Raw genomic sequence first — 21,695 nt, 5'->3', positions numbered from 1 at the left:
GTTCCGTAACTAGGCGGGTCGAGGCGCAATCCTGTCCTTCAGATCCAGAAATGGCCTCTCGATGAGCCGCCACGAGGCCATGGCCGCGAGCAGGGTGAGTCCGAAGACGACCACCACGTAGGCCGCCAGCCGGGGGAGGCGCCAGAGGGTGTCGGCGCCACGCACCTGCTCTCCGAAGAGAGCGGTCAGCAGCTGGGAAATCGGGAAGTGAAAGAGATACATCGCGTAGCTGTACTTGCCGAGCATCCGGAGCCATGGCCGGGAGAGGTGAGCCTGGAGTCGGCGGATCGGCGCCCTCGAGTCATCCGCCACCGCGGCGGCAATGAGGCTCCCCGACACGAGGACAACCAGAGTCTGCCCGACGACCTGAACGGAAACCTCATCCGAGTGGAACCCGTGCAGCCAGCCCGTCAGCAGGAGTACACCAGCGCTGGCGGTGAACCCGATGCTGGCCCGCCACCGTTCCAGCCACGCGCGCCCCGCCGGATCGCGGACCAGCACCGCCACGAGCGCCCCTGCGGCGAGGGCATCCCAGCGCGCGACAGTGAACATGTAGGCCGTGCCCTCGGGAAGCCCGAAGAGCCGCAGTGCCAGCCGGATAAAGGGCGAGGCCACGAGCAGCCCGACGCACACGGCGCGGAGGCGATGGCGCGGCACCAGCCAGATCAGCAGCGGCCAGAGGAGGTAGAACTGCTCCTCGACGGCCAGCGACCAGAGGTGGGAGAGCCCCGGTATGCCGAGGTTGAAGGGCTGCACCCAGTTCGCGAGGTAGAACCAGTAGGGCCACTGATGCGCGAGCACGGCGCGGGACCACTCCGGGCTCCACGAGACCGTGGCGGCCAGCAGGACCATCAGCCCGACGAGGAAGTAGTAGACCGGGAGAATTCTCAGGGCCCGGCGGATGTAGAACGACCTGAAGTAGTTACGCTTCCCCTTCGAGTCGAGCAAGATGCCGGTAATCAGGAACCCGGAGAGCACAAAGAAGAGCTGAACGCCGATCCATCCCGTCGAGGCGACCGCCACCACCAGCTTGAAGAGGAGGTGCTCACCCGACTCCGCCACCCACGCAGCGTTGTGCACAAGGACAATGAGAATTGCCACCCCGCGGACGCCGTCGAGGGGCGGTATCCGGAGGAAAGAAGGGTGCTCGGGGGTTTCGACCGGGGTCACTATACCCTCGCCTTCCTAGAGGCGGCGAGCGAACGGCGCACCAGCGGAGACCAGTTCAGGAACATCTCGGTCAGCAGGAGCGGCACCACCCAGACGGCCCAGATAAGCATGGCCGGACGCTCGATTCCCTCGCCGGTCGGGAAGGGATAGGGAAAGTAGGTGTCGAGCCGCACAAACACGAAACCGTTCATCAGTACCCAGCTTCGGATCATGAACTGCCGGTGGGCGTCGAACTGCCGCCGCACCGCCATCAGGACCCCGAGCGCCGTCACGATGAAGAAGAGTGCCGACCAGATGACGAAGGGTGGAACACACAACCGGCAGGAGCTGAAGAAGCCGAGCCGGAAGGTCAGCGCCCCCGATGCAAGCGCACCGACGATATAGGTCCACCCGATGGTCCGGTGGACCATGGGCCATCGGTTCCGGAGGCGGGAGCTGAACTGCAGCGGTGCAATGACCAGGCAGATACTTGCGGTCAGGGCGTGGGCCGCCAGCATGTGACGCTGAGGCCAGAAGCGCCGGTAGACCGCCTCGGTCCACTCGATGTATTTCAGCGAGTCCCGGATGAGGAAGAGGACCCCGAACAGCACCAGGAAGGCGAACCCGCCCCAGATGATCGTACCACGAGCCCAGCGGAGCGCAGGAAGGCGCTTCGCAGGTGGGCGTTCGCGGCTAACCATCGAGTGGGACATTGGGTGGAGCATCCAGTCTAGAGGTTGAAACGACTTGAACTTAGCAGTTGTCATGCCACCCGCCACACCCATGAGAGCCCACTGTTAAGGGGATGGCAGTAGCGGCAACGCCACACCACTCGGATAGGCCTATTCCCCTCAGCTCGCTGTCCGGCAGAGACCGATCGGGGCATCGCTCCGAAGTCGGTGGGGAGAAGGAGCCGAGTGGTGCCAGCTGGCCCATTTCGATTTCGCAACTACTTGTTTAACATGGAGATAGGTGCGACTGTCGGGACCAAAGTCCGTCGGCGTCCCGACTTGACCGCCCCGTGACCGGAGCCACCGGGTTCTGGTCAACACGGGCATAGACATTGCTAACTGATTGCCGTCCAAGGCGAAACGACCCCGCGACAGGCTGGATGGCGGGGGGTGCGCCACATGAGAGTGCCCTTCTACCCCGGCAGGCCAATGTCACCGCTGACCCAAGTCGCCGCCCCCGACGGCCGCGAGCTCATCGCCCGGACCCGTCGCATCGCCACCGAAGTGGCCGCCAAGTACGCGGCCGACGTCGATGCCAAGGCCCGCTTCCCCACCGAGACCTTTGCCGCGCTGCGCGAGGCCCGCATCCTCTCCGCGCTTGTGCCCGTCGAGCTCGGCGGATCCGGCGCCTCGATGCGTGACCTCGTCGAGATGTGCATGATCCTCGGCCAGTCGTGCGGCTCAAGCGCGATGGTCCTCGCGATGCACCACATCCAGGTGGCCTGCGTGGTCCGCCACGCGCGGTCGTCCGCATTCTTCGAGGGCTACCTCCGGGAACTGGTCGAGAAGCAGATCTTGATGGCCTCGATCACCTCCGAAGTTGGCATCGGTGGCGACACCCGTTCGAGCATCTGCGCCATCGAGCGCGCCAATGGCCGCTTCAGGCTCGTCAAGGACGCCACCACCGTTTCGTACGGCGCCGAGGCCGAGGACCTCCTGGTCACCTGCCGCCGGGCCGCCGATGCGGCCCCCAGCGACCAGATCCTGGTGCTGGTCCGGCCGGAGAATTACAAGCTGACCCTGAAGGGGAAGTGGGACACGCTCGGCATGCGCGGCACCTGCAGCCCGCCATTCGAGATCGAGTCCGAGGGCCCCGAAGAACAGATCATCCCCGGTTCCTTCGCCGATTCGTCGGCGGAGTCGATGGTGCCGTACTCGCACATCCTCTGGTCGGCCCTCTGGACCGGCATCGCCACGGACGCGGTGAACCGCGCCGCGGCCTATGTCCGCGCCGCCGCCCGCAAGAAGCCCGGCACCATTCCGCCGACCGCCACGCGGCTGGCCGAGGTGTCGGTGATGCTCCAGGCGATGCGGAGCAACGTCACGGCCGCCGCCGCGGACTTCGACGCCCTCAATGATGATCGCGAGGCGCTCGGCACCATGGCGTGGGCGCTCCGGTTCAACAACCTGAAGATCGGCTCCTCCGAGGCGGCGCCGGCCATTGTCCACAAGGCGCTGCAGATCATCGGCATCATGGGCTACAAGAACGACAGCCCCTTCAGCGTCGGCCGGCACTACCGCGACACCCTCTCGGGCGCCCTGATGGTCGGCAACGAGCGCATCCTGGCCAAGAGCGCCTCGATGCTGCTGGTGGCCAAGGGCGAGCAGGGCTGACGCCGATGCCAACGTACGACGCCACCACCTTCTACGACGAGCTCGTGGCCCACGGCCTCCTGGTGCCCGCGGGACCACTCGGCGCCTTCGGGCGCGGACCGGTCTTTGAGGACGTCCTCGAGGCGTTCGACGCCCTGGTGGTGCGGGCCGCCAAGGATGACGGGGTCGAGTCAATGACCTTTCCGCCGGTGATCGACAAGATGATCATCGAGCGCACCGGCTACATGGATTCCTTCCCGACCCTCTGCGGCGCCATCCACAGCTTCGTGGGGAACGAGCGCGAGGCGCGGGCCATTTCCCAGCGGATCAGCGCCGGGGAGCCCTGGGGCGACGCGCTCGGGCAGACCGACGTGGTGATGAACCCTGCCGCCTGCTACCCGTTCTATCCGACGTGCACCGGCACCGTCCCCGCCGAGGGGCGCCATGTGACGATGCTCGCATGGGTGTACCGCCAGGAGCCGTCGCTCGAACCGACGCGCATGCGCTCCTTCCGGGTCCGGGAGTTCATCCGGATCGGCACTCCCGACATGGTTGTGCAGTGGCGGGACCAGTGGCTCGCGCGCGGCGTGTCCATTCTTGAGTCGCTCGAACTGCCCGCCAAGGCCGACGTGGCCGCCGATCCCTTCTTCGGCCGCGGCGGGAAGATCCTGGCCGCCGGTCAGATCGAACAGAAGCTCAAGTTCGAGGTGCTGATTCCGGTGGTCTCGCTCGAGAACCCGACCGCCTGCTGCTCCTTCAATTACCACCAGGACAAGTTCGGCTCGGCGTTCGACATCAAGCTCCCCGACGGCGAGACCGCCCATTCCGCCTGCCTCGGCTTTGGACTGGAGCGGGTGGTCATGGCACTCTTCAAGACCCACGGCTTCGACCCGAACGCCTGGCCCGCCACAGTGCGGGCCCGTCTCTGGCCGTGAGCCGACAGCAGGTGCTTCCCGGCCTCTCGGCCGCCGACTACCAGCGACACGCCGTCCACGCCCCCGACTGCCACTGGGTCGAGCGGAACTGCTACGTGGACGTCATCATCGAGATGCTGCACGCACTGGGGCTCGAACCGCTGGCGGCACTCGGCGTCACCGCCGCCATCGATTTCGAGGGCGATAATTTCACCTTCATGAAGCCGAACCATGAAGACCTTCGGGTCCTCTATGGCGTGGATATCCAGGAGATGAACGTTTGGCTGCCCCTGCTCGAGCACGCCCGGCACCACCTCGCCGAGGGGAAGTTCATCAGCACGGAGGCCGACTCGTTCTGGCTCCCGGACACATCGGGCACCGACTACCAGCGCAATCACGTGAAGTCCACCATCGTGCTCGCGGATCTTGACGAAGGAGCCAAGCGCCTCGGTTACTTCCACAACGCCGGCTATTTCGAGCTCGAGGGGGAAGACTTCGACCAACTCTTCCGGGTGGGCGTGCCGCGCGACCCCACCTTCCTCCCGCTCTTCGCCGAACTGGTGCGGGTGGACCGGATGGTGCACCGGCCGTCCCCGGAGCTGGCGCAGATGGCGTTCGCCCGCCTCGGGGTGTATCTCGATCGCCGACCGGCCACCAATCCTGTCCGGCGGTTCCAGGCGCGTTTCGAACAGGAGCTGCCCAGGCTGCAGGAACTCGGGCTGGCCCACTATCACGCCTGGGCGTTTGCGACCACCCGGCAGCTGGGCGCGGCGGCGGAATTGCTTTCGATGCATGTGAAGTGGCTGGCCGATGCCGGGAGTCGACCCGAGCTCGCGCCCGCTGCCGCCAGCTTCCTGCAGGTGAGCGCGCTGTGCAAGACGTTCATCCTCAAGGCGGCCCGCGCGGTGAACAGCAAGAAGCCGTTTGACGCCAGCCCATTGTTTGACGAGATGGCCACGGCATGGGAGTCGGGGATGGCTGTCCTTGACCGAGCCGTGGCGACGGCTTCCACCGGAGTTCCGGCGTGACCACCTCCCCCGCCCTCCGAGTCGGCATCGACCTGGTCCAGGTGAGCCGGGTCACGGAATCGGTGGACCTGTTCGGCGATCGGTTCCTGCGCCGGGTGTTCACCGAGGGCGAGATTGCCTACGCCACATCCGCCCCTGCAGCAGCCTCCGAGCGACTCGCGGCCCGTTTTGCCGCCAAGGAGGCCACGATGAAGGCGCTGGGCCTGGTGGAGGATCCGTGCGACTGGCGCCATATTGAGGTGCGACGCCAGCCTTCCGGGACCTGCGACCTGACCCTGCACGGTTCCGTGCGCGAGGCGGCCGCGCGACTCGGTGTCAGCACCATTTCCCTGAGCATGAGCCACGAGGGCGACTACGCCACCGCGGTCGTTATCACCACCCACCACGAGACCACGCACTGATGACCGATTCGACCACCACGGCCCGCAGCGAAAGCATCCGACGCATCCTCAAGGAGCACGGGCGCCTCTCCGTCGATACGGCCACTCTTGCCGACGACGCCGACCTCTACCAGGCCGGGATGACGTCGCACGCCAGCGTCAACGTGATGCTGGCGCTCGAAGGTGAGTTCGACGTGGAGTTTCCCGATCACATGCTCAAGCGCGGGGTCTTCGAGAGCGTCTCCGCCATCCGGTCCGCCATCGACGAACTCGTCGGGGGCTGAGGTCCACGTGCGTGGCCGAGTGCGGAGCATCTCCGGCCACGCCGACGAGCCACTCGGCGAGGGCTGGGAGGTTGCCCCCTGCCCTCCCGGCGCCATCGTTCACCCCTCCGACATCGGCACCTCCCTCGACTGGATCCCCTGCCCCGCGCCGATGACCGCCGCCGCCGCCCTCCGGGCGGCAGGGCGCTGGAGCCTCGACGCCAGCGCCCGCCGGTTCGACGCCGACGACTGGTGGTACAGAGCCCGATTCACGACCCCAGTTGCTGAAGCAGGGGAACAGATCTGGCTCTGCTTCGACGGACTGGCCACCATCGCGGATGTGTGGCTGAACGGCGAACCACTGCTCTCCTCCGTGGGAATGTTCACCGGGCACGAGCGCCGAGTGGACTCCCTGCTCCGGCCCGACAACGAACTCCTCATCCGGTTCCACGCCCTCGACCATGCGCTCTCGGCGCGACGCCCTCGTCCCCGCTGGCGCGCGCCGATGATCGAGAACCAGCAGCTCCGCTGGTTCCGGACGACGCTGCTCGGACGGACGCCGGGCTGGTCACCACCGGCGGCAGCCGTCGGTCCGTGGCGCCCGGTTCGCGTGGAGCGGCACCGGGGCATCATGGTCGGCGATGTCCGCATGCAAGCCACCGGCGACGGGGTGCTGGACTTCACCTGTACGATCAAGGCGCTCGACGGTGCAGCGCCGGGTGCGGCATCGCTCGTCGTCGAGCGAGAGGGGCGCGGGCATGCTGTTGCCCTGGCACAGGATGGCGGCGAAGGACAATTTGCCGCCCGCCTTACCGTGCCCGACGTGGAACGGTGGTGGCCCCATACCCATGGCACGCCCGCGCTGTACGCGGCCCGGATCGACGTGACGCACGGCGCCGGCGTCACCTCGGTCGATCTCGGGAAGATCGGATTTCGGGACATCTCCCTGGATAGGTCGGGCGACGGCTTCTCGATCGAGGTGAACGGCGTCCCGATCTTCTGCCGGGGTGCCTGCTGGACGCCGCTCGATCCGGTCTCGTTCGAGAATGAACCGGCAGCCCTCGCCCGGGCCCTCGACCGTCCACTGCCGCCGGGATGAACATGCCCGGGTGGGCGGGACGATGGTGTACGAAACGGACTCCTTCCTCGACGAATGCGACTGGCGGGGCGTCCTGTTTGGCAGGACTTCATGTTCGCGAACATGGACTACCCGGCGGACGACGCGGCATTCATGGAGCAGGTCACCAGCGAGGCCGCCCAGCAGCTCGCCCGGTTCCAGGGGCGCTCGCTCGCCGTGCTCTGCGGCAACAGCGAAGGGAGCAGCAGGCGGCGATGTGGGGAGCCGAGCGCCCTCTGGGCCCCGGCGCTCTTCACTCGGAGCTGGCGGCAATCTCGAATGCGCTCCTTCCCGGCACGCCCTACTGGCCCTCCTCGGCGCACGGCGGGACCTTCCCCCATCAAGGGAGCGCGGGCACGGCCTCGTACTACGGCGTCGGCGCCTACCTGCGGCCGCTGGAGGATGCACGCCGCGCCGAGGTGCGGTTCGCCTCGGAGTGCCTCGCCTTTGCGAATGTGCCCGAGAGGAGCGCTCACTCGCGGCGCAGCCCGGCGGGCAAGGGGTCAAGGTGCACCAGGCGGAATGGAAGGCTCGATCGCCGCGGGACCTCGGCGCGGGATGGGACTTCGACGATGTCCGGGATCACTATCTCGAGCGGCTGTTCGGGGTGGATCCCGCGGCCCTCCGCTATGGAGACCACGACCGCTACCTCGCGCTGGGTCGGGTGGTGACCGGCGAGGTGATGGCGCAGACCTTCGGGGAGTGGCGACGGAAGCGGTCGCCGACGCGCGGCGGACTCATCTGGTTCCTTCGCGACCTCTGGCCGGGCGCGGGATGGGGCGTCGTGGACGCCACAGGCGTTCCGAAGGCTGCCTGGCACTACCTGCGCCGGGCAATGGCACCGGTCGCGCTGCACCTCTCTGACGAGGGCGGCAACGGCATTGGCGTCCACCTCGCGAACGACACCGCCGAGACCTTGACTGGTGACCTCTCCCTGACCCTGTGGCGCGCAGGCGAGGTGCGGGTCGGGAACGCGACACGACAGATCACCATCCCAGTCCGGGGCGCGCTCGAACTCAACGCAGGGGAGCTGTTCGACGAGTTCCGAGACCTCTCCTACGCCTACCGCTTCGGCCCGGCATCGTTCGATGTCCTGGCGGCCGAACTGCGGAGCACCGAAGGCCGGGAGCTTGCCCGGTCGTTCTGGTTCGTGGGCGGGTGGCCGAGCGCACGCGAGCTCGACATCGGGCTGAGTGCGCAGCTACGGACCTCCGACAGCGGCTCCCACGAGTTGCTGGTCGCGACACGCCGCTTTGCACAGTCGGTCCTGGTGGACGTCGAGCACTTGACTGCAGTGACAATTACTTCCACCTCCAGCCGGGCGCATCACGTGTCCTCACACCGATGCCCCGCGGCGGGGCGGCGGCGGAGCCGCGGGTGCCCCGGGGAACGGTGCGCGCCCTCAACTCAGAGGCCGCGGCCAAGGTTTCGCCGGCTTGAACTGTCCGCCGAACCGCGCTACTTCGACCCCACCGATCGCCCCCCTCCTCGGCTGGCCCATCGGAGCTCCTGCCGAGGCGCCCTCGAGGACGACCGGGCTCATCATCTGCAATCCCTTTGGATACGAAGCGCCTGACGTCGGGCTGCGGCACTTCGCCGAGGCGGCGGCCGCCCTCGGCTACCCGTCATTGCGATTTGACTATGACGGCACCGGAGACTCGGCAGGGGAAGACCCGACCCCGGCCGGTGGGAGGCGTGGCAGCGGAGTGTCGGGTCCGCTATCGACGAACTCCGCCGCTCCAGCGGGTGACCGACGTCTGCCTCCTCGGCGTGCGGCTCGGCGCGACGATCGCAGCGCTCGCGGCCGCGGGGCGGGGCGATGTGGCGGGGTTCGCCTGTATTGCGCCGGTCGTGAACGGAAGAGCGTGGCTCCGCGAAGTACGCGCGCTGCAGGCGGCGATGGGCAGGGCTGAACCGCCGCCGGAGTTTGCCCTTCCCGAGGGTGTATCCGAGAGCGTCGGGCTCCTGCTGGCGGCGGAGACGCGGGAGTCGATCACCCGGGTGGACCTGGCCGCGATGCCGACACCGCCGGCACCCGTGTGCCTGATACTGGACCGCGACGACCGCCCGCCGAACGCCGCCTGGTGCGCCCGGCTGGAGGAACTCAGCGCGGCGGTCGATCAGCATGTCCTCCCCGGCTTCGTGGAGATGGTGCTCGACCCGCACGAGGCCGAGGTGCCGGAACAGATGCTGGGCACCTTCACCAAGTGGCTGACCGCTCAGTTTCCAGCAGAAGCGACCCAGCACACCGCAAAGCAAGCCCTGACGGGACCGGTCTCCGTTTCACCGGGGGTCGAGGAGAGCGCCCATTTCCTTGACGATGCACACCGCCTCTTTGGCGTTGTGACCACTCCCGTTGGGCCGCCACCGACACGGGCACTCCTCCTCCTCAACTCCGGCTCGAACCACCACATCGGCAACGGGCGGATGTACGTGAAGTTTGCGCGGCGGCTGGCACGGCAGGGGTGGCTGGTGCTCCGGTACGATGTGGGCGGCATCGGCGACAGCGCGCCGCACCCGGGAGCGCCGGATAATGACGTCTACACGGCAAACGCCATCGGCGACCTGGCGACGGCCATTGCATTTGTCCGTGGTCGGCCAGGCATTGCCCGCGTGGAGGTGTCGGGGCTCTGCTCCGGCGCGTACCACGGATTCAAGGGGGCGGTGGCGGGCCTGGCGATGGACGGCATCACGGTGGTGAATCCGCTGGTGTTCTTCTGGAAGGACGGCATGACGCTCGCCTACCCTCCCTTCCAGATGGTTCAGGCGGCGGCGCAGTATCAGCAGTCCGCTATGCGACTCGACAAATGGCTCAAGCTGCTGCGCGGGCAGGTGAAGCTTCGCCCCATCTTAGAGGTGCTGGCCCACCGGGCGGCCGACCGGGCCACCGGACTGGTCCGCAACCTTCGGCGAGCCATCGGCCTTCCGCCGGCAGAGGACCTGGGGCGCGAACTGGAGGAGGTCGTGGCGCGCGGCACGGCGCTGCGCTTCGTCTTTTCGGTGGGAGATCCGGGGGAGGCCCTCCTGCGGGTCGGAGCCGGCTGGGTACTCCCCCGGCTGGAACGGAGCGGCCAGGTGCCGATTGCCTACCTCCCCGATTGCGACCACAGCCTCTCCGCTTCGTGGATGCATGAGCTCCTCTGGCAGGAACTGACCGGCGGGCTCGGGAGCCAATGACCACTTCGAGCGAGTTCATCGCCGGGCTCCGCACGCTCGTCGTTCGCGTCGCCGAGCCGCCGCGGATCGTCGTGGTCGTGCTGCATGGCTATGCGATGCGGCCGGAAGACCTGTCGCCATTCGCAGGATCGATGGGTGCGCCGGGGGTGTTCTACCTGCCCGAGGCACCACTCGAGGCGGAGGTGGAAGGGCGCGCCTGGTGGCCGATCGACCAGGAGCGGCGCGCGGCGGCCATGGCGATCGGCCCGAGGGACCTGGCCGCTGAACATCCACCCGGAGCAAAGCCGGCACGCGCGCTGCTCGGTACAATCATGGCGGAGGTCGGGCGGCGCCACCCAGGCGTGCCCCTGGTTCTCGTTGGCTTCTCACAGGGGGGGATGCTGGCCTGCGATGCGGTCCTGCGGGACGGCCTTGAAGTGGCCGGGCTGGCCCTCTTGTCGGCGTCCCGGATTTCCGCGGAGGAGTGGGCGCCGCTTGCCTCACGGCTGGCAGGGCTTCCGATCATGGTCAGTCACGGGACTCACGACCCGGACCTGGGATTCCATGCCGGGGAAGCGCTGCGGGACCTCTGTGCAACCGGTGGTGCAGAGGTGATCTGGGTACCGTTCGAGGGAGAGCACGGGATCCCGCTGGTGGTTTGGCGGGCGTTGCGGAAGTTCATTGCCGGCGTGTCGAGCCCGGCCCCTCCCCCTTGAGGAAGATCGTCCCGTAGCGACGGTCTCGGTCGGTGGCCAGTGACCAATACGGTTCACACCCATAGTAGTAATCCCACCAGTTTGCCGCGATGTGCCGCCGGGAATACTCATAGATCTGCCTGGTCCTGAAGGGAAGCGGCTTCAGGCCTGCGGACCGCGTCAACTCCACCCGCATGTCCAATTCCATGCCGTCGAGGAAGAGTACTGAACGCGGCTTCATCGTGGCGATTGCGTTGGCGAAGGCCCGTCTGGCGAGCGGGGGCGGCAGGTGAAACAACACGTTCTGGACGAAGACAATGCCTGCCGGCGGCATGCGCGTGGCAAGGCGGTCATCGAGCAGGTCGGCCTGCTCGAAGGTGACCCGCTCCCGGAGCTCGGCCTTGACCACCCACGAATCCCCGATCGCATCGAAGGTCCGCTTCACGAACGCGGCGGGCACCGCGGGCCCATTGGCCACGTCCTCCGAGGAGTACCTCCCCAGGCGCGCCTGCTGGACAGTGTGGGCATGCAGATCCGAGGCGCGAATCTGCCACTGGAGCGTCGGCCTGGCACGGGCGAGTTCGCTGGCGACGGTATAGGCCTCGGCGCCGTTGGAACAGGCAAATATGTTGATCTGGATTGGACCAGACGTTTGCCCGGCCCCCAGGTAATCGAGCGCGGGCCCCACGAGCGCTTCGATCTGAAGGGGCGAGCGAAGAAAGCTGGTGTAGGTATGATCGTTGACACGGTCGACGGCCTGCAGGAGTCGCCGCTGCCGCATCCGTCCGTACGGCAGCAATGCCACGCTGCCGAGTACCCTCGACCGCAGGTAGGCGGGCAGGCGAGTGATGACCCCGCGGATGTCACGGCGAGGCATGCGTGCCTACCTTGCCGGCCGTGCACGGCGCAGCGTGCTCTGCCCGGTCGCGATCACGGCCCCCGCCTCGTCCACGGCTTCCAGTTCGCAGGTCGCTACCTCGTCACTGCCGATGAACTCGACCGCGATGAGCCTCCCCCGGCAGGCCAGGGTCGCATCGGGAACGGCGCTTCGCAGCATTCGCCACGACAGGTTGGCAATGCACCCACCCTGATCGCCCATCCACCCTGTCAACAGCCGTGCAAAGTAATTCCCCACCAATCCGCGGTGCACGACGACGTCGGGCAAGCCTTCTCGAACGGCAGCGGCCTGGTCGTAGTGCACGTGATGCCGATTCCAGGTGGCGGCACTGAACATGAAGAGGTGGGCGCGCGTAGGCACCACGAGCAGGGGCGGAAGGGCGATTCCTGCGTGCCAGGCGGGTGCCTCGGGCGAGGCGGACGGTTGGCGCGGCGACATCAGCGGCGCTTCACGTAGGTGGCCAGTTCCGACGCGATGGGCTGGCCGCTCGCATCGGCAAACTCGGTCTCGACCACCACGAGATACAAGGGTCCACTCTTGCCGCTCTTCACGGTGACTCCCCGGAGCGCCGTACTCACGGTGACCACCTCCCCCGCCCGAACCAGCCGGTGAATGCGATACTCACTCCCGCCGCCGACGGTGCGCTCGGCGGGGAGCGGGACGGCCAGCTCCGCTGGGGAGCCATCGGCGGGAAGCTGGTCGATAGGAAGGTCCTCGAAGGTCATCGCCTGGCAAAACAGGGGCGGGGCGACAATCGTTGCGTGGCCTGCTGCGCGAGCCGCAGCCTCGTCGAAGTGAACCGGGTTGGACTCACCGATTGCCTGCGCGAAGCGTTTGATGTCCCGCGCTGTGACCGCGTACTGGCGGACAGACTTTCGCCCAATGAGCGCCCGCGCAGCCGCCGGCACCGGTCCGGCAACCGAGTCAGGTCCGGGTTCGGGCACTTGCCATTCCCTCCTCACGGTAGCGGTAGTACTCAATGCCGGTGTCCTGGAGACGGAGTGTGTCGATAGTGCCGACCCGATCGATGGCGAATCCCACCTCCTCCTGCAATGGCATTCCGGCGGAAGAGCCGTCGTGCAATGCCGCATACTCTACGGCGTCCAAGTCTACCGGATCGCGCAGGGCCGCCGTCATCCCGGATTTCGCGGCGGCCACACGCCATCCCGCGGCCGCCGTGGCAACCAGCACCTCCGAGGCATCGCCACTGCCGTAGCCGATGAGGAGGATGTCTTTTCCATGAAGGTCGACATCTTTCTCGCTCGCCTCCTCCAGACCTGCCGCCAGCCACGCGGGGAGGGCGGCCGCGTAGAGGTTCCCGAGTTCCCGCATCACCCGTGAGCCGAGGGTCATCTTTTCCGTGACGACGGCCCGATAGGCAGGCGCCGCCCGAAAGCTTCTCGCCAGCCGTGCCGCCAGGGGGAACGGTTCCTCAACCAGGTCGCCTTCGAGCGCCTGGCCAAGCAAATCAGGGGATTCCTTCATTTCGTCGAGGAGGGCCTGCAAGTTCACATCGGCAGCCGCCGCGTACTCGGCAAGTTCCGCCTGTCCGGTCGCCCCGTCCGCCGCGAGGGCAAAGATGTAGCCAAGCGTCCAGGCGGCGACGGGCATACGGTCATACGGACGGTGCATAAACACCGCCCCGAGGTTGCGGTAGTAGGCCGCCCGCGCGCCGCGGCGGCCGCGGGCGAAGAAGGCATCGAGAGAAGCGATCGTCTCGTCGATGTAGCAGGCCGTGGAATACTTGCCGTTGAATACGGGGAAGTCGTGCAATCGGCGCCCCGCCAGGGGCTCCTGGCCACAATAGCGGCTGAAGGGCTTTCGGAAATCGAGCGCCCGATACCGGGAAGCGCTCGCCGACCGGCGCAAGTCAATAGCGAGCAGCTTGGGGTCGTGTTCCATGAGCATCGCAACCGCCCCGGCCCCCTGGGTTGGTTCGCCTGAACTTCCACGGGCGTACTCGGCGATGTCAGACGCAATCACGATGGCCGACCGCCTGTCGCCATCAACCTGGAGGTATCTCAGAGCCCCCTTGATGCCATAGATACCGCCAAGGCATGCCTGCTTGATCTCCGGCGCCTCGAGGTCGCGCGCCAAGGGCGGTAGGCCGCGCGCCGCCAGCGCAGCATCGATCAAGCCGCGCACCACGATGGCCCCGGACGTGGCATTGTCGGTACTCGACTCGGTGCCCAAGGCGAGGTACCCCACCGCTTGCGGATCGACCTCGTGCTCGAGAATGAGGCGCAAGGCGGCTTCGGCAGCCATGGTGTAGGCATTCTGATCCGGTCCGGGCATTCGGAAGCCGTCGCCGATGACCGCTCGCGTCTTCTCCCAGGAGTTGCCTGTCCATCCGCACCAGTCCTCAAGCGAGACCCGGTAGGGAGGGACATATCCAGCAAACCCGCTGATTCCAGACATGCGCTCCTTCACTGCGCCTCCATCAGCATTGAGTCAGGCCGACGCGAGCGCCGGAGCCGCCACGACCCGCCGGCCACGATTGTATAGACGCTGTACAAGAACTTGAGCCGTCGCGCCCGGATCACCTGAAAAGTGATCAGGGGAACCTCCGTGCTGTTGAAATCCCGTTTGTACTGCCGGAACCTTCCTTCACCGGCGAGGAGGTCGAACCGCTGCACACCCTCATGACACGCCGCTTCCATGCAGTAGCCAAAGTGCAGATATCCTGGGGAGAGGCCCGTCGACCGCTCCGGATCGAACCCCGATTGCAGGTTGTACTCAGTCTCTCCCAGCCGGACGTTGTACATGACCGCGATGGGAGTGCCGGCGGAGTAGAGCGTGCTCAGGCGAAGGGCACCGCGCTTCAGCAGCATGGGGGCGAGCGCGAAATGGAACGCGCGGGCGGCACCGACGTACTGGGGGGAGTTCCAGCGACGCAAGTGAAACGCGTCAATCTGGTGAAACACGCCGTGAATCTGATCCGGCCCGGCCACGACGAGGACGGGATCGACGAGCTTGCTGCGCTGATTCCAGAGCTTTCGGCGCATGCTGCCTGACAGCGTGCCGAGGTAACTCGCGAAGCCCCGGGGAAGCTCCACGACATGGGACTCGAGCGGATCGATCTCCCGAACCAGGCAGCCCTGCGCGAAGTGGTGGCGGATCATTTGCGCGGCGGGGCCCGTGGTCGGCGTATTCCCCACCACCAGGCCGTCCCAGCGCCGGTCCGCCAGTAGATGCCCCGCAATGGCCGCGCACGCCTCAGCGGCTCGGTCACGGTCCACGATGATGTCGAGATACTCGGAGAAGACGCCCCGGCCGTCGCGAAAGGTGGACCCGATCAGCTCGAGCCTGCTGGCACGCACCCTGCCGCGATGGGTGGCCGTGTGGAGGTAGAACGGGGCGAGACCCACGAGCTCCCCGCCCGCATAGCAGGCAACAATGGCCAGGCTGCCGCCCATCAGGTCCCTGTGGTGCTGCCACCACAACCACTGCCAGTCCCACGCCATAAACAAGGGGTCGGCGACCGAGCGGCCCCGGAGCTCGTCCCAGACGGACTGGGATTCGGCAAACTCCTCCTCGCTCCAATACCTCACGAGGTCGATCGCCGGTCTCGAGGTCGGCACCCCGGCGCTCACCTGACGGCCATGCTGAAAGACGACCCGGCAAATGGAAGGAACGCCCAAAGTTGGGCGAATTCAATGCGTGGAGCAGTCCGCATCGTCAAAAGGCCTCCGGCCGGATTACAATTAGGGGCAGGCCCCCCAGAGCGCATCGTCCGTGCCAGTCGCGTACGGGCAGCGGCACATCCCATGCGCCTTGCAACTCAGCCGCCCCGTGCCGGTTCGGCCAGGCTCCCAGCCGGCATCCGTGGCGTGCAATGCGTTGCACGTCCGTCCGACTCTCCAGTGCCCGCACTTGTCAGCCCGCGGACGCCAACATGGAGCAGATGATGAGATCGGCCCCGCACCTCTGGCTCGCCCTTGCGGCAGCCGCCTGCTCGATCGCCCTCGTGACGGCGGCCGCCTTCCCCGTCTTGGCGGCGATTTCCGGCCGCGCTCCTGAGCTGATCGAGGTCGAGGGTGCGGTCACCACGGCCGTTGGCCCCGGGATGATTCGCTATCAGCGCACCAGCGACTCAGGCAACATCATGCTTCTCCTCCACGGGTACAACAACCAGCTCGCCGTCTGGAATCCGTCCTGGCCACAACTCCGTCGATGCGGGCAGGCAATTCGCATAGATGTACCTGGCTACGGGGGTTCGAATTGGCCAACGGCCAGTTTCGCCCTGCCCGACCAAGCGGATCGAATCATCGCATTCCTGGACGCCCAGCACATTTCCCAGGTGACAGTGATCGGCGGATCGATGGGCGGATCACTGGCCGCCTGGATCGCTGCCAAGTACCCCGAGCGAGTCCGCTCGCTGATGCTCATGGCACCATCCGGATACCCCGGCGCTCTCACCTACGGTGGTCGCTTTCGGTTTCTGTACCGGCGGGGACTCGCCAATACCCTCGCAACCCGGGTCGCGGCAAGCGGTCTGTATCGACGACTCTATCCCACGAGCAGGGCACTCCAGGCACTCACCGTCACCGCCTCGTACGGCGGCTCCTGGGCCGCCGCGCTCCCCGCGATCCAAGCTCCGACCCTCGTCGTGTGGTCTCGCGGAGATCCGGCCGTCCCCTTCGAGTACGCTGATTCCGTGACCCGGGCCATCCCGGGTGCCGTGTTGCTGCCGCTGTCTGCAGACGTCGGGCACGCCCTGAACGAGCGCCGGGCCGAGTTGATCGGACTCCTGGCCTGCCAGCTGAACCGGGGCGCCTCGCCTACCGAGGCCGTCGAGGCGGTGAGGCCGCTGCTTGTCAGCCAAGGCGATCGTTAAACCCGGGGCGCTGTCGCCTGGAAGAGGGAGGCGTCATCATGGACTTACCGAACATCATCAGGAACTTCAAGAGTGAAGCCAGTCGGGTCGGGTATGGCAAGGCCGCTTGGCAATTTCTCTACGAGATCGTGAATCGCCTCCTGCACATCCGGCGCTTCGATGTCATCTTCCTGACCCGGGAGCACTTGCTGCCCCTTGACCCAGCCAAGTACGCCAGGCACGGGTCCCGTCTCGCCACCGAGGCAGACCTGCAACGGATGAGGCACGAGGGAGGTTGGCACATCGGGGACGAACTGATTGATGGATTTCGAAACGGCGACGCTTGCCTCCTCAGCACCGTCGACGGCAAGATTGCCGGATATACCTGGGTCCACACGCTTGGACGGCCCCTCCTGATTCCCGGGCTCCGGATCAGCATTCCGGGCAACTACGCGTACAACTTCGCGGGGTTCACCCCTCCGGAGTACCGTGGGTACGGTCTCCAACCCTTTCGACACCATGAGGTCCTGAACCGCCCCGAGTGGCGTGACAAGGCGGGGATGATCGGATACGTCGACGCGACGAACTTCAGCTCCAAGAAGGGGCAGTCCAAGAGCGGCTACCAGCGGCTGGGGCGCCTCACGCTCATCGGGTCCAAGAAGCACTTCATAGTATTGGTGTCCCAAGAACTCAAGCAGCTTGGGATCCGAAGATTACCATCGAACCTGTAGATTGGTCGACGCATGAGACTGTCGGCACTGACAGATGTTTACTACTACGACGCACTCTCGGATAGTGTGGCAGACCCGATACCGCGGACCCGGCAGTACTCCAGGTAGGCGCGAATTCTCCCAAGGAACGCAACTTCATCTGCCCCGGTTCGGACAAAGGGCGTCAAACCAGCGGTCAGCGTGGTTGAGTGAAACATCAAGTTGAGGGTGGTTCCGCCGTGCGAGAGAACCCGATTCGAGAGGTCGATCATCTCCTTCACATCGGTCATCTCGGGGCAGAGCCACGTCGTGCGAAAGAGACCGAGTCGTGAGGCGATTCCACGTGCCCTGATCCAGGTGAGCGGGGCGCGTGAGATGGCCCGGTGGATCGGGTATCCCCCGCCGGCGAGCGCGCCCGTGAAGCCCGTTGTGGTGGGGATCTCCACCAACTGAGACCGCTTGTCCTCCAGCGCAATGTCATCGGTCGACATCCGGTATTGCTCGGACGGATACTCTCGATCGAAGTCCGGACCCTCTATAGCCTCCCACGTCAGGTATGGCGTGATCGAAGAGTCGACCACGAACTCAAGTCGGGCCAGATTCCTCGCGACCGAGGCACCGAAACCCCATCTCCCGGCCCTGAATGACGTGGGTGTCACGCCATACGCGGCGCGAATTGATTCTTTCAGATGTTTCAGCTTCTGGTACTGCAGATCTTCCGGGAGATTGCAGAGCATCGAGTTCCGGGGTGTGCGGTCCTCGACCTGCGGAGGGGTGTTCCAGGGATGGCAATGCGACCCGATTTCACAGCCACCACGCTCGAGGATCGGCGCGAGCACCTCGATGGCCGACTCAGCCTCGGTAACCGGCTGGGTGACCAGGTAGGTCGGCCGAACCCCGAACCGATCGAAGAGTTCCTGGAGGCGAGTCAATCGCTCAATGTTTGACACGGAGTAGCGGGCGAGGCCGAAGGCTCCCCACTCATCCTCTTCGGTGTCGATTGTGACAAGCAACTTCGCTGCGACCATGGCAATATCATCCTGCGTTGGAATATCAATGACAGTCCGAGCCGAAACCCTCTAGCGATGCGGCCCGACCGCCGCGGTAGCGGCGTTACGAAGCAAGGGAGAGGCACCACAGGGCTGTCGTCCCCGCCCGCCCACGACATGCCTCACATCTGCCTCCGGGGACGAACGGGTTCACCCGGGCCACCAATCCGTGTCAGGATCCCGCGCAGGTATCGGAGGGAGTCTCGGAATTCCCTCATGTACCGCAGCGCCTTTCCCCTAGACGTCTCCAGGGGTTGGGGCTCGGCCCGGTCCGGCTTGAAATGAGCATCACGCTGCCATGGCACGACTCCGCCATGCCCTGACCACCTAGGGCGAATCGCTGCACGCCACAGCATCTTTTCGAGGTGCGGATGCGGGCGCTCAGTCCCGGCGGGATACCATTGCTCCACAAAATGCCGTTCCAATACCCTGACTCCTCGTGGGGAGCGGGGCGGTCGAAGTGAATCGGTGACCCACGCCGGCACCGGCACCCCGGTCCACGCGCGGGCCATGCTGAAGGTCCAGTAGCAACAGCTGGCGGCCCGCACCCGGTGAGCCTCCGATACAATCTGGTCCCAGTTCACATCGCCTTCATCAACGAGGGCCCGCAAGTCCCTGAACGTCCGCCAGGCTGCCGACTTCAGCATATGCCCCCACGCAAAGTGGATGGCGAGATGGAGCACCGTGTCCGAGGTGTCCAGCACCCGCACCAGCGGGGCATCGGGCAGAGGATGAGAACGATCCCAGAGCTGTCGCACATCGAGCGAGAAGGGGTGCCCCCGGAAGAGAAGATCCCAATGCAGTTCGAGGCTGAAGTCGCCACCGGCTTGATCATAGAACGGCGGGAGGTGACAGTGGTCCCGATAGAACGTCTCGCCCAGTTCCTCGTAGGGCCCGGGCTCCCATCCGGTGGCCAGGACGGCGTTGCGGGCCGAGCGCACCTGTTGATCAGGGACGAGCATATCGAGATCTAGCATCGGTCGGCGTGGCAGTGAGCGGTAGATGGTCCGGCCGAGTGCAGCGCCCTTGAGCAGGACCACTGGGATGCCAGCCGTGGTCAGGGCGTTCAGGGTCTCGTCCAGACGAGCGCTAAGCCTCGTCATCCGGACGTCGCCAAGCAGCGCCTCGCGCTGGAGCCATTTTCTGACCGTGGCCGGGATATTGTCCTGACACAGCCTCCGCAGCCGGGGCCAGACCACCGAGGCCGCCCGCTCCCGGCGCACGAACATCAGGAAGCGCTCCCAGTCGATTGGCCCGGACGCCGCCCTGACGATGACGTCGTCCTGATCCTCGCCGCCACCAGTGGCGAGGAGAAGTCGGACCTCGGGCCGTGCCTCGGCCGCGAGACTTGCCTCAGTACTGGCCAAGGGATCCCTCCCGCCGCGCGTGCCGGAGGGCGGCAGCAAAGAGCGCTCCGCCGAGCGCCAGGGCAAGAACGGCCAAGCCGGCGACGGCCAGGAGGTCAGGGCGCAGTTCAGCGAACGGTGCGCCGGAGAGCAGGGCACGCCGGGCCGCGCGGAGGCCATAGGTGAGGGGGACAACCGATGAGAGCTGTTGAATCCAGGAAGGAATCACCTTGACGGAGTAGTAGACACCACCCAGCAGTGAGGACGCCGTCGCGATACCGTTGCCGAGCGGGCCCATAGTCCGGAAGACCAGGATCATCGCGGAGAGTGCGAGGCTCATCCCGAAGTAGGCCAGGAGGGTGAGCGCAATCGCCAGCGTGGCGTAGGGGAGCCCCGCGAGGTGCATTGACATGCCCATCCCCGCACCAATGAGGAGAGTCACTGCCGTCCGCACCACTCCCCAGCTGAATTCCTGCGCGATAAACCCGAACAAGAGGGCGGGGAGCCGAGCCGGGGTGGCCAGCATCGTCTCCAGCACGCCGGAACCGATTCCACCGATGATTGCCTTTGGAAGTCCGAGCAGCGCCGTACTGAGCAAACCGAGTGTGGCAATTCCAATGATGAGGAATCCGAGGTACTGTCCACCCTCGGTGGCGATGGACTCGGCCGCGACCGGCTGCAGCGCCCCGGCCACGAAATAGAGTGGCACCAGCATCGCCCCCAACCCAGCGAGGGAAAAAAGCAGGTTCATCCGGTAGCTCAACGCGGTCAGCCACGCGGCGCGGAAGAGGGCCGCGATCTCACGCATCGGGGAACTCCCCTCCGGCCTGCGTCACCCGTTCGAGCAGATCCGCCAGCGGCAGCTCAATCTGTTCGAAGCGCGCGACAGGGACACCCGCCTGTACCAGTGCGGCGAGCACCGACGACGAGACCCCTTCACCCTCAGGAAGATCCAGCTCACGGGCACTCCATCCGTCGCCCAGGTCGACCGCCTGCCCAAGTCGCACCTCCCCCACGGCGAGACGCTCGATGGCCGGGTGGCCCGGCTCGGTCGTCACCACCCGGTATCGGTGGAAGCCGAGCTGGGCGGCGAGCGTACCCGGTGTTCCCACACCGACCAGCCGACCGCGGTGCATGACACCGACCCTGCCGCACAGCTCCCGGACTTCATCGGGGTCGTGCGTAGCCAGGAGAACGGTGCACCCCTGGCTCTGCCCGATGTCCTCCTTGAGAAACCTCCGGAACTGGCGAGCCGCAATCGGATCGAGCCCTCGCGTCGGTTCATCGAGGAGCAGCACCCGCGGCCGTGCCAGGAGCGCCCGGGCGAGCATGAGCCGCTGCTTCATACCCGAAGAGAAGGTGCCGACCAGCCGATCGCCGAGGCCGGACAAACCCACGACGGAGAGCAACTCATCGACCCGGCCCGCAACCACGCGTCCAGGCAGCTGATAGAGCCCTGCGTACAATACGAGATTTTCGGTTGCCGAGAGACGCCAGTTCAGCGACCGCTCACCGACGAAGACCGGTGCGACCAGCTGGCGAATGGCGCCGGGATCCCGGGTCACGTCCGTGCCCAGGATCCGGACGCGACCGCGGTCCGCGATGACCAGGGTGGCCAGAATCTTGAAAAAGGTGGTCTTCCCGGCCCCGTTCTCGCCGAGGAATCCGAAGAACTCGCCCTGAGCCACTTCGCAGCTCAGGTCGCGCAGCGCGGCGACTGTTGCCCCACTCCGGGGATGGAGCAGGGTCTCGCGCAGGGGGCGGCGGACGTGGTAGTGCTTCGCCAGCCCATCGACCTGCAAGGCGGGTTCGGTCATTCCGCTTGATCTGACGGAGGATTGTTCCAATCG

22 protein-coding genes are annotated in these 21,695 nt (G+C 66.3%); 11 read left to right on the top strand and 11 right to left on the bottom strand.

The features are described 5' to 3' along the window. Nucleotides 1–9: 9 nt before the first annotated feature. Both R2910_13615 and R2910_13610 read right to left on the bottom strand, forming a co-directional pair. Entirely contained in the window at nucleotides 10–1,170 is a 1,161-nt protein-coding gene (locus R2910_13615; protein ID MEZ4414022.1) for an acyltransferase, read from the bottom strand. After that, a complete protein-coding gene (locus R2910_13610; GenBank protein MEZ4414021.1) occupies nucleotides 1,170–1,862 on the bottom strand; it encodes a DUF2306 domain-containing protein in 693 nt (230 codons plus the stop codon). The genes R2910_13615 and R2910_13610 overlap by 1 nt, the downstream gene beginning before the upstream one ends. Before the next feature lie 447 nt (nucleotides 1,863–2,309). Between R2910_13610 and R2910_13605 the strand changes: the two genes are divergently transcribed. The 9 genes from R2910_13605 (at nucleotide 2,310) to R2910_13565 (ending at nucleotide 11,047) form a co-directional block, all read left to right on the top strand. Continuing rightward, nucleotides 2,310–3,494: an acyl-CoA dehydrogenase family protein gene (locus R2910_13605; GenBank protein MEZ4414020.1), complete on the top strand. Its 1,185-nt coding sequence runs from the start codon at nucleotides 2,310–2,312 to the stop codon at nucleotides 3,492–3,494. Nucleotides 3,495–3,499: 5 nt separating this feature from the next. Next, a complete protein-coding gene (locus R2910_13600; GenBank protein ID MEZ4414019.1) occupies nucleotides 3,500–4,408 on the top strand; it encodes an amino acid--[acyl-carrier-protein] ligase in 909 nt (302 codons plus the stop codon). After that, nucleotides 4,405–5,415 carry a DUF1839 family protein gene (locus tag R2910_13595; protein ID MEZ4414018.1) on the top strand — a complete coding sequence of 337 codons (1,011 nt, stop codon included), beginning with the start codon at nucleotides 4,405–4,407 and terminating at the stop codon, nucleotides 5,413–5,415. Before R2910_13600 ends, R2910_13595 begins: the two co-directional genes overlap by 4 nt. After that, nucleotides 5,412–5,816 (top strand): holo-ACP synthase, encoded by a 405-nt coding sequence (acpS, locus tag R2910_13590; protein MEZ4414017.1) that lies wholly within the window; start codon nucleotides 5,412–5,414, stop codon nucleotides 5,814–5,816. Before R2910_13595 ends, acpS begins: the two co-directional genes overlap by 4 nt. Then, a complete protein-coding gene (locus R2910_13585) occupies nucleotides 5,816–6,079 on the top strand; it encodes an acyl carrier protein (GenBank protein MEZ4414016.1) in 264 nt (87 codons plus the stop codon). The genes acpS and R2910_13585 overlap by 1 nt, the downstream gene beginning before the upstream one ends. A 7-nt stretch (nucleotides 6,080–6,086) precedes the next feature. Further along, nucleotides 6,087–7,157, top strand: a complete 1,071-nt coding sequence (locus R2910_13580; GenBank protein MEZ4414015.1) for a hypothetical protein — start codon at nucleotides 6,087–6,089, stop codon at nucleotides 7,155–7,157. Nucleotides 7,158–7,683: 526 nt separating this feature from the next. Next, entirely contained in the window at nucleotides 7,684–8,751 is a 1,068-nt protein-coding gene (locus tag R2910_13575) for a hypothetical protein (protein ID MEZ4414014.1), read from the top strand. A 119-nt stretch (nucleotides 8,752–8,870) separates the two neighbouring features. Beyond that, nucleotides 8,871–10,352: an alpha/beta hydrolase gene (locus R2910_13570; protein MEZ4414013.1), complete on the top strand. Its 1,482-nt coding sequence runs from the start codon at nucleotides 8,871–8,873 to the stop codon at nucleotides 10,350–10,352. Beyond that, nucleotides 10,349–11,047: a hypothetical protein gene (locus R2910_13565; protein MEZ4414012.1), complete on the top strand. Its 699-nt coding sequence runs from the start codon at nucleotides 10,349–10,351 to the stop codon at nucleotides 11,045–11,047. Before R2910_13570 ends, R2910_13565 begins: the two co-directional genes overlap by 4 nt. On the opposite strand, the gene R2910_13560 is transcribed toward R2910_13565, so the two are convergent. From R2910_13560 to R2910_13540, 5 genes are read right to left on the bottom strand one after another with little or no spacing between them, the layout of a single operon-like run. After that, nucleotides 11,010–11,903 carry a CheR family methyltransferase gene (locus R2910_13560; GenBank protein MEZ4414011.1) on the bottom strand — a complete coding sequence of 298 codons (894 nt, stop codon included), beginning with the start codon at nucleotides 11,901–11,903 and terminating at the stop codon, nucleotides 11,010–11,012. The genes R2910_13565 and R2910_13560 overlap by 38 nt on opposite strands. 6 nt (nucleotides 11,904–11,909) lie before the next feature. Beyond that, entirely contained in the window at nucleotides 11,910–12,362 is a 453-nt protein-coding gene (locus tag R2910_13555; protein ID MEZ4414010.1) for a hypothetical protein, read from the bottom strand. After that, nucleotides 12,362–12,868, bottom strand: coding sequence for a MaoC family dehydratase N-terminal domain-containing protein (locus tag R2910_13550; GenBank protein ID MEZ4414009.1), 507 nt, complete (start codon nucleotides 12,866–12,868; stop codon nucleotides 12,362–12,364). Before R2910_13550 ends, R2910_13555 begins: the two co-directional genes overlap by 1 nt. Then, a complete protein-coding gene (locus tag R2910_13545) occupies nucleotides 12,849–14,342 on the bottom strand; it encodes a hypothetical protein (protein ID MEZ4414008.1) in 1,494 nt (497 codons plus the stop codon). Before R2910_13545 ends, R2910_13550 begins: the two co-directional genes overlap by 20 nt. 8 nt (nucleotides 14,343–14,350) lie before the next feature. Beyond that, nucleotides 14,351–15,505 (bottom strand): GNAT family N-acetyltransferase, encoded by a 1,155-nt coding sequence (locus R2910_13540; GenBank protein MEZ4414007.1) that lies wholly within the window; start codon nucleotides 15,503–15,505, stop codon nucleotides 14,351–14,353. Nucleotides 15,506–15,831: 326 nt separating this feature from the next. Here R2910_13540 and R2910_13535 point away from each other — a divergent pair, with 326 nt between their 5' ends. Then, nucleotides 15,832–16,761 (top strand): alpha/beta fold hydrolase, encoded by a 930-nt coding sequence (locus R2910_13535; GenBank protein MEZ4414006.1) that lies wholly within the window; start codon nucleotides 15,832–15,834, stop codon nucleotides 16,759–16,761. A 38-nt stretch (nucleotides 16,762–16,799) separates the two neighbouring features. Next, a complete protein-coding gene (locus tag R2910_13530; GenBank protein ID MEZ4414005.1) occupies nucleotides 16,800–17,471 on the top strand; it encodes a hypothetical protein in 672 nt (223 codons plus the stop codon). Between the two features lie 44 nt (nucleotides 17,472–17,515). Here the strand turns inward: R2910_13530 and R2910_13525 are convergent, their stop codons facing one another. From R2910_13525 to R2910_13510, 4 genes are all read right to left on the bottom strand, one after another. After that, nucleotides 17,516–18,478, bottom strand: a complete 963-nt coding sequence (locus R2910_13525) for a polysaccharide deacetylase family protein (GenBank protein ID MEZ4414004.1) — start codon at nucleotides 18,476–18,478, stop codon at nucleotides 17,516–17,518. A gap of 143 nt (nucleotides 18,479–18,621) precedes the next feature. After that, complete coding sequence (locus tag R2910_13520; GenBank protein ID MEZ4414003.1) at nucleotides 18,622–19,866, bottom strand: nucleotidyltransferase family protein; 1,245 nt, start codon at nucleotides 19,864–19,866, stop codon at nucleotides 18,622–18,624. Further along, nucleotides 19,853–20,653: an ABC transporter permease gene (locus R2910_13515; GenBank protein ID MEZ4414002.1), complete on the bottom strand. Its 801-nt coding sequence runs from the start codon at nucleotides 20,651–20,653 to the stop codon at nucleotides 19,853–19,855. Before R2910_13515 ends, R2910_13520 begins: the two co-directional genes overlap by 14 nt. Beyond that, entirely contained in the window at nucleotides 20,646–21,662 is a 1,017-nt protein-coding gene (locus tag R2910_13510; protein ID MEZ4414001.1) for an ABC transporter ATP-binding protein, read from the bottom strand. The genes R2910_13515 and R2910_13510 overlap by 8 nt, the downstream gene beginning before the upstream one ends. Between the last annotated feature and the right edge of the window lie 33 nt (nucleotides 21,663–21,695).

Source organism: Gemmatimonadales bacterium (assembly GCA_041390145.1).
GTDB lineage: Bacteria > Gemmatimonadota > Gemmatimonadetes > Gemmatimonadales > GWC2-71-9 > SPDF01.
Note: the sequence above shows the minus strand (reverse complement) of the source record. Positions and strands in the feature narration are given on the sequence as shown.

Excerpts from the sequence above, each read along its gene's own strand:
- R2910_13610 (MEZ4414021.1), bottom strand. The coding sequence starts at position 1,862 with ATGTCCCACTCGATGGTTAGCCGCGAACGCCCACCTGCGAAGCGCCTT.
- R2910_13605 (MEZ4414020.1), top strand. The coding sequence starts at position 2,310 with ATGTCACCGCTGACCCAAGTCGCCGCCCCCGACGGCCGCGAGCTCATC.
- R2910_13600 (MEZ4414019.1), top strand. The coding sequence starts at position 3,500 with ATGCCAACGTACGACGCCACCACCTTCTACGACGAGCTCGTGGCCCAC.
- R2910_13585 (MEZ4414016.1), top strand. The coding sequence starts at position 5,816 with ATGACCGATTCGACCACCACGGCCCGCAGCGAAAGCATCCGACGCATC.
- R2910_13565 (MEZ4414012.1), top strand. The coding sequence starts at position 10,349 with ATGACCACTTCGAGCGAGTTCATCGCCGGGCTCCGCACGCTCGTCGTT.
- R2910_13560 (MEZ4414011.1), bottom strand. The coding sequence starts at position 11,903 with ATGCCTCGCCGTGACATCCGCGGGGTCATCACTCGCCTGCCCGCCTAC.
- R2910_13555 (MEZ4414010.1), bottom strand. The coding sequence starts at position 12,362 with ATGTCGCCGCGCCAACCGTCCGCCTCGCCCGAGGCACCCGCCTGGCAC.
- R2910_13545 (MEZ4414008.1), bottom strand. The coding sequence starts at position 14,342 with ATGTCTGGAATCAGCGGGTTTGCTGGATATGTCCCTCCCTACCGGGTC.
- R2910_13535 (MEZ4414006.1), top strand. The coding sequence starts at position 15,832 with ATGAGATCGGCCCCGCACCTCTGGCTCGCCCTTGCGGCAGCCGCCTGC.
- R2910_13530 (MEZ4414005.1), top strand. The coding sequence starts at position 16,800 with ATGGACTTACCGAACATCATCAGGAACTTCAAGAGTGAAGCCAGTCGG.
- R2910_13525 (MEZ4414004.1), bottom strand. The coding sequence starts at position 18,478 with ATGGTCGCAGCGAAGTTGCTTGTCACAATCGACACCGAAGAGGATGAG.
- R2910_13515 (MEZ4414002.1), bottom strand. The coding sequence starts at position 20,653 with ATGCGTGAGATCGCGGCCCTCTTCCGCGCCGCGTGGCTGACCGCGTTG.
- R2910_13510 (MEZ4414001.1), bottom strand. The coding sequence starts at position 21,662 with ATGACCGAACCCGCCTTGCAGGTCGATGGGCTGGCGAAGCACTACCAC.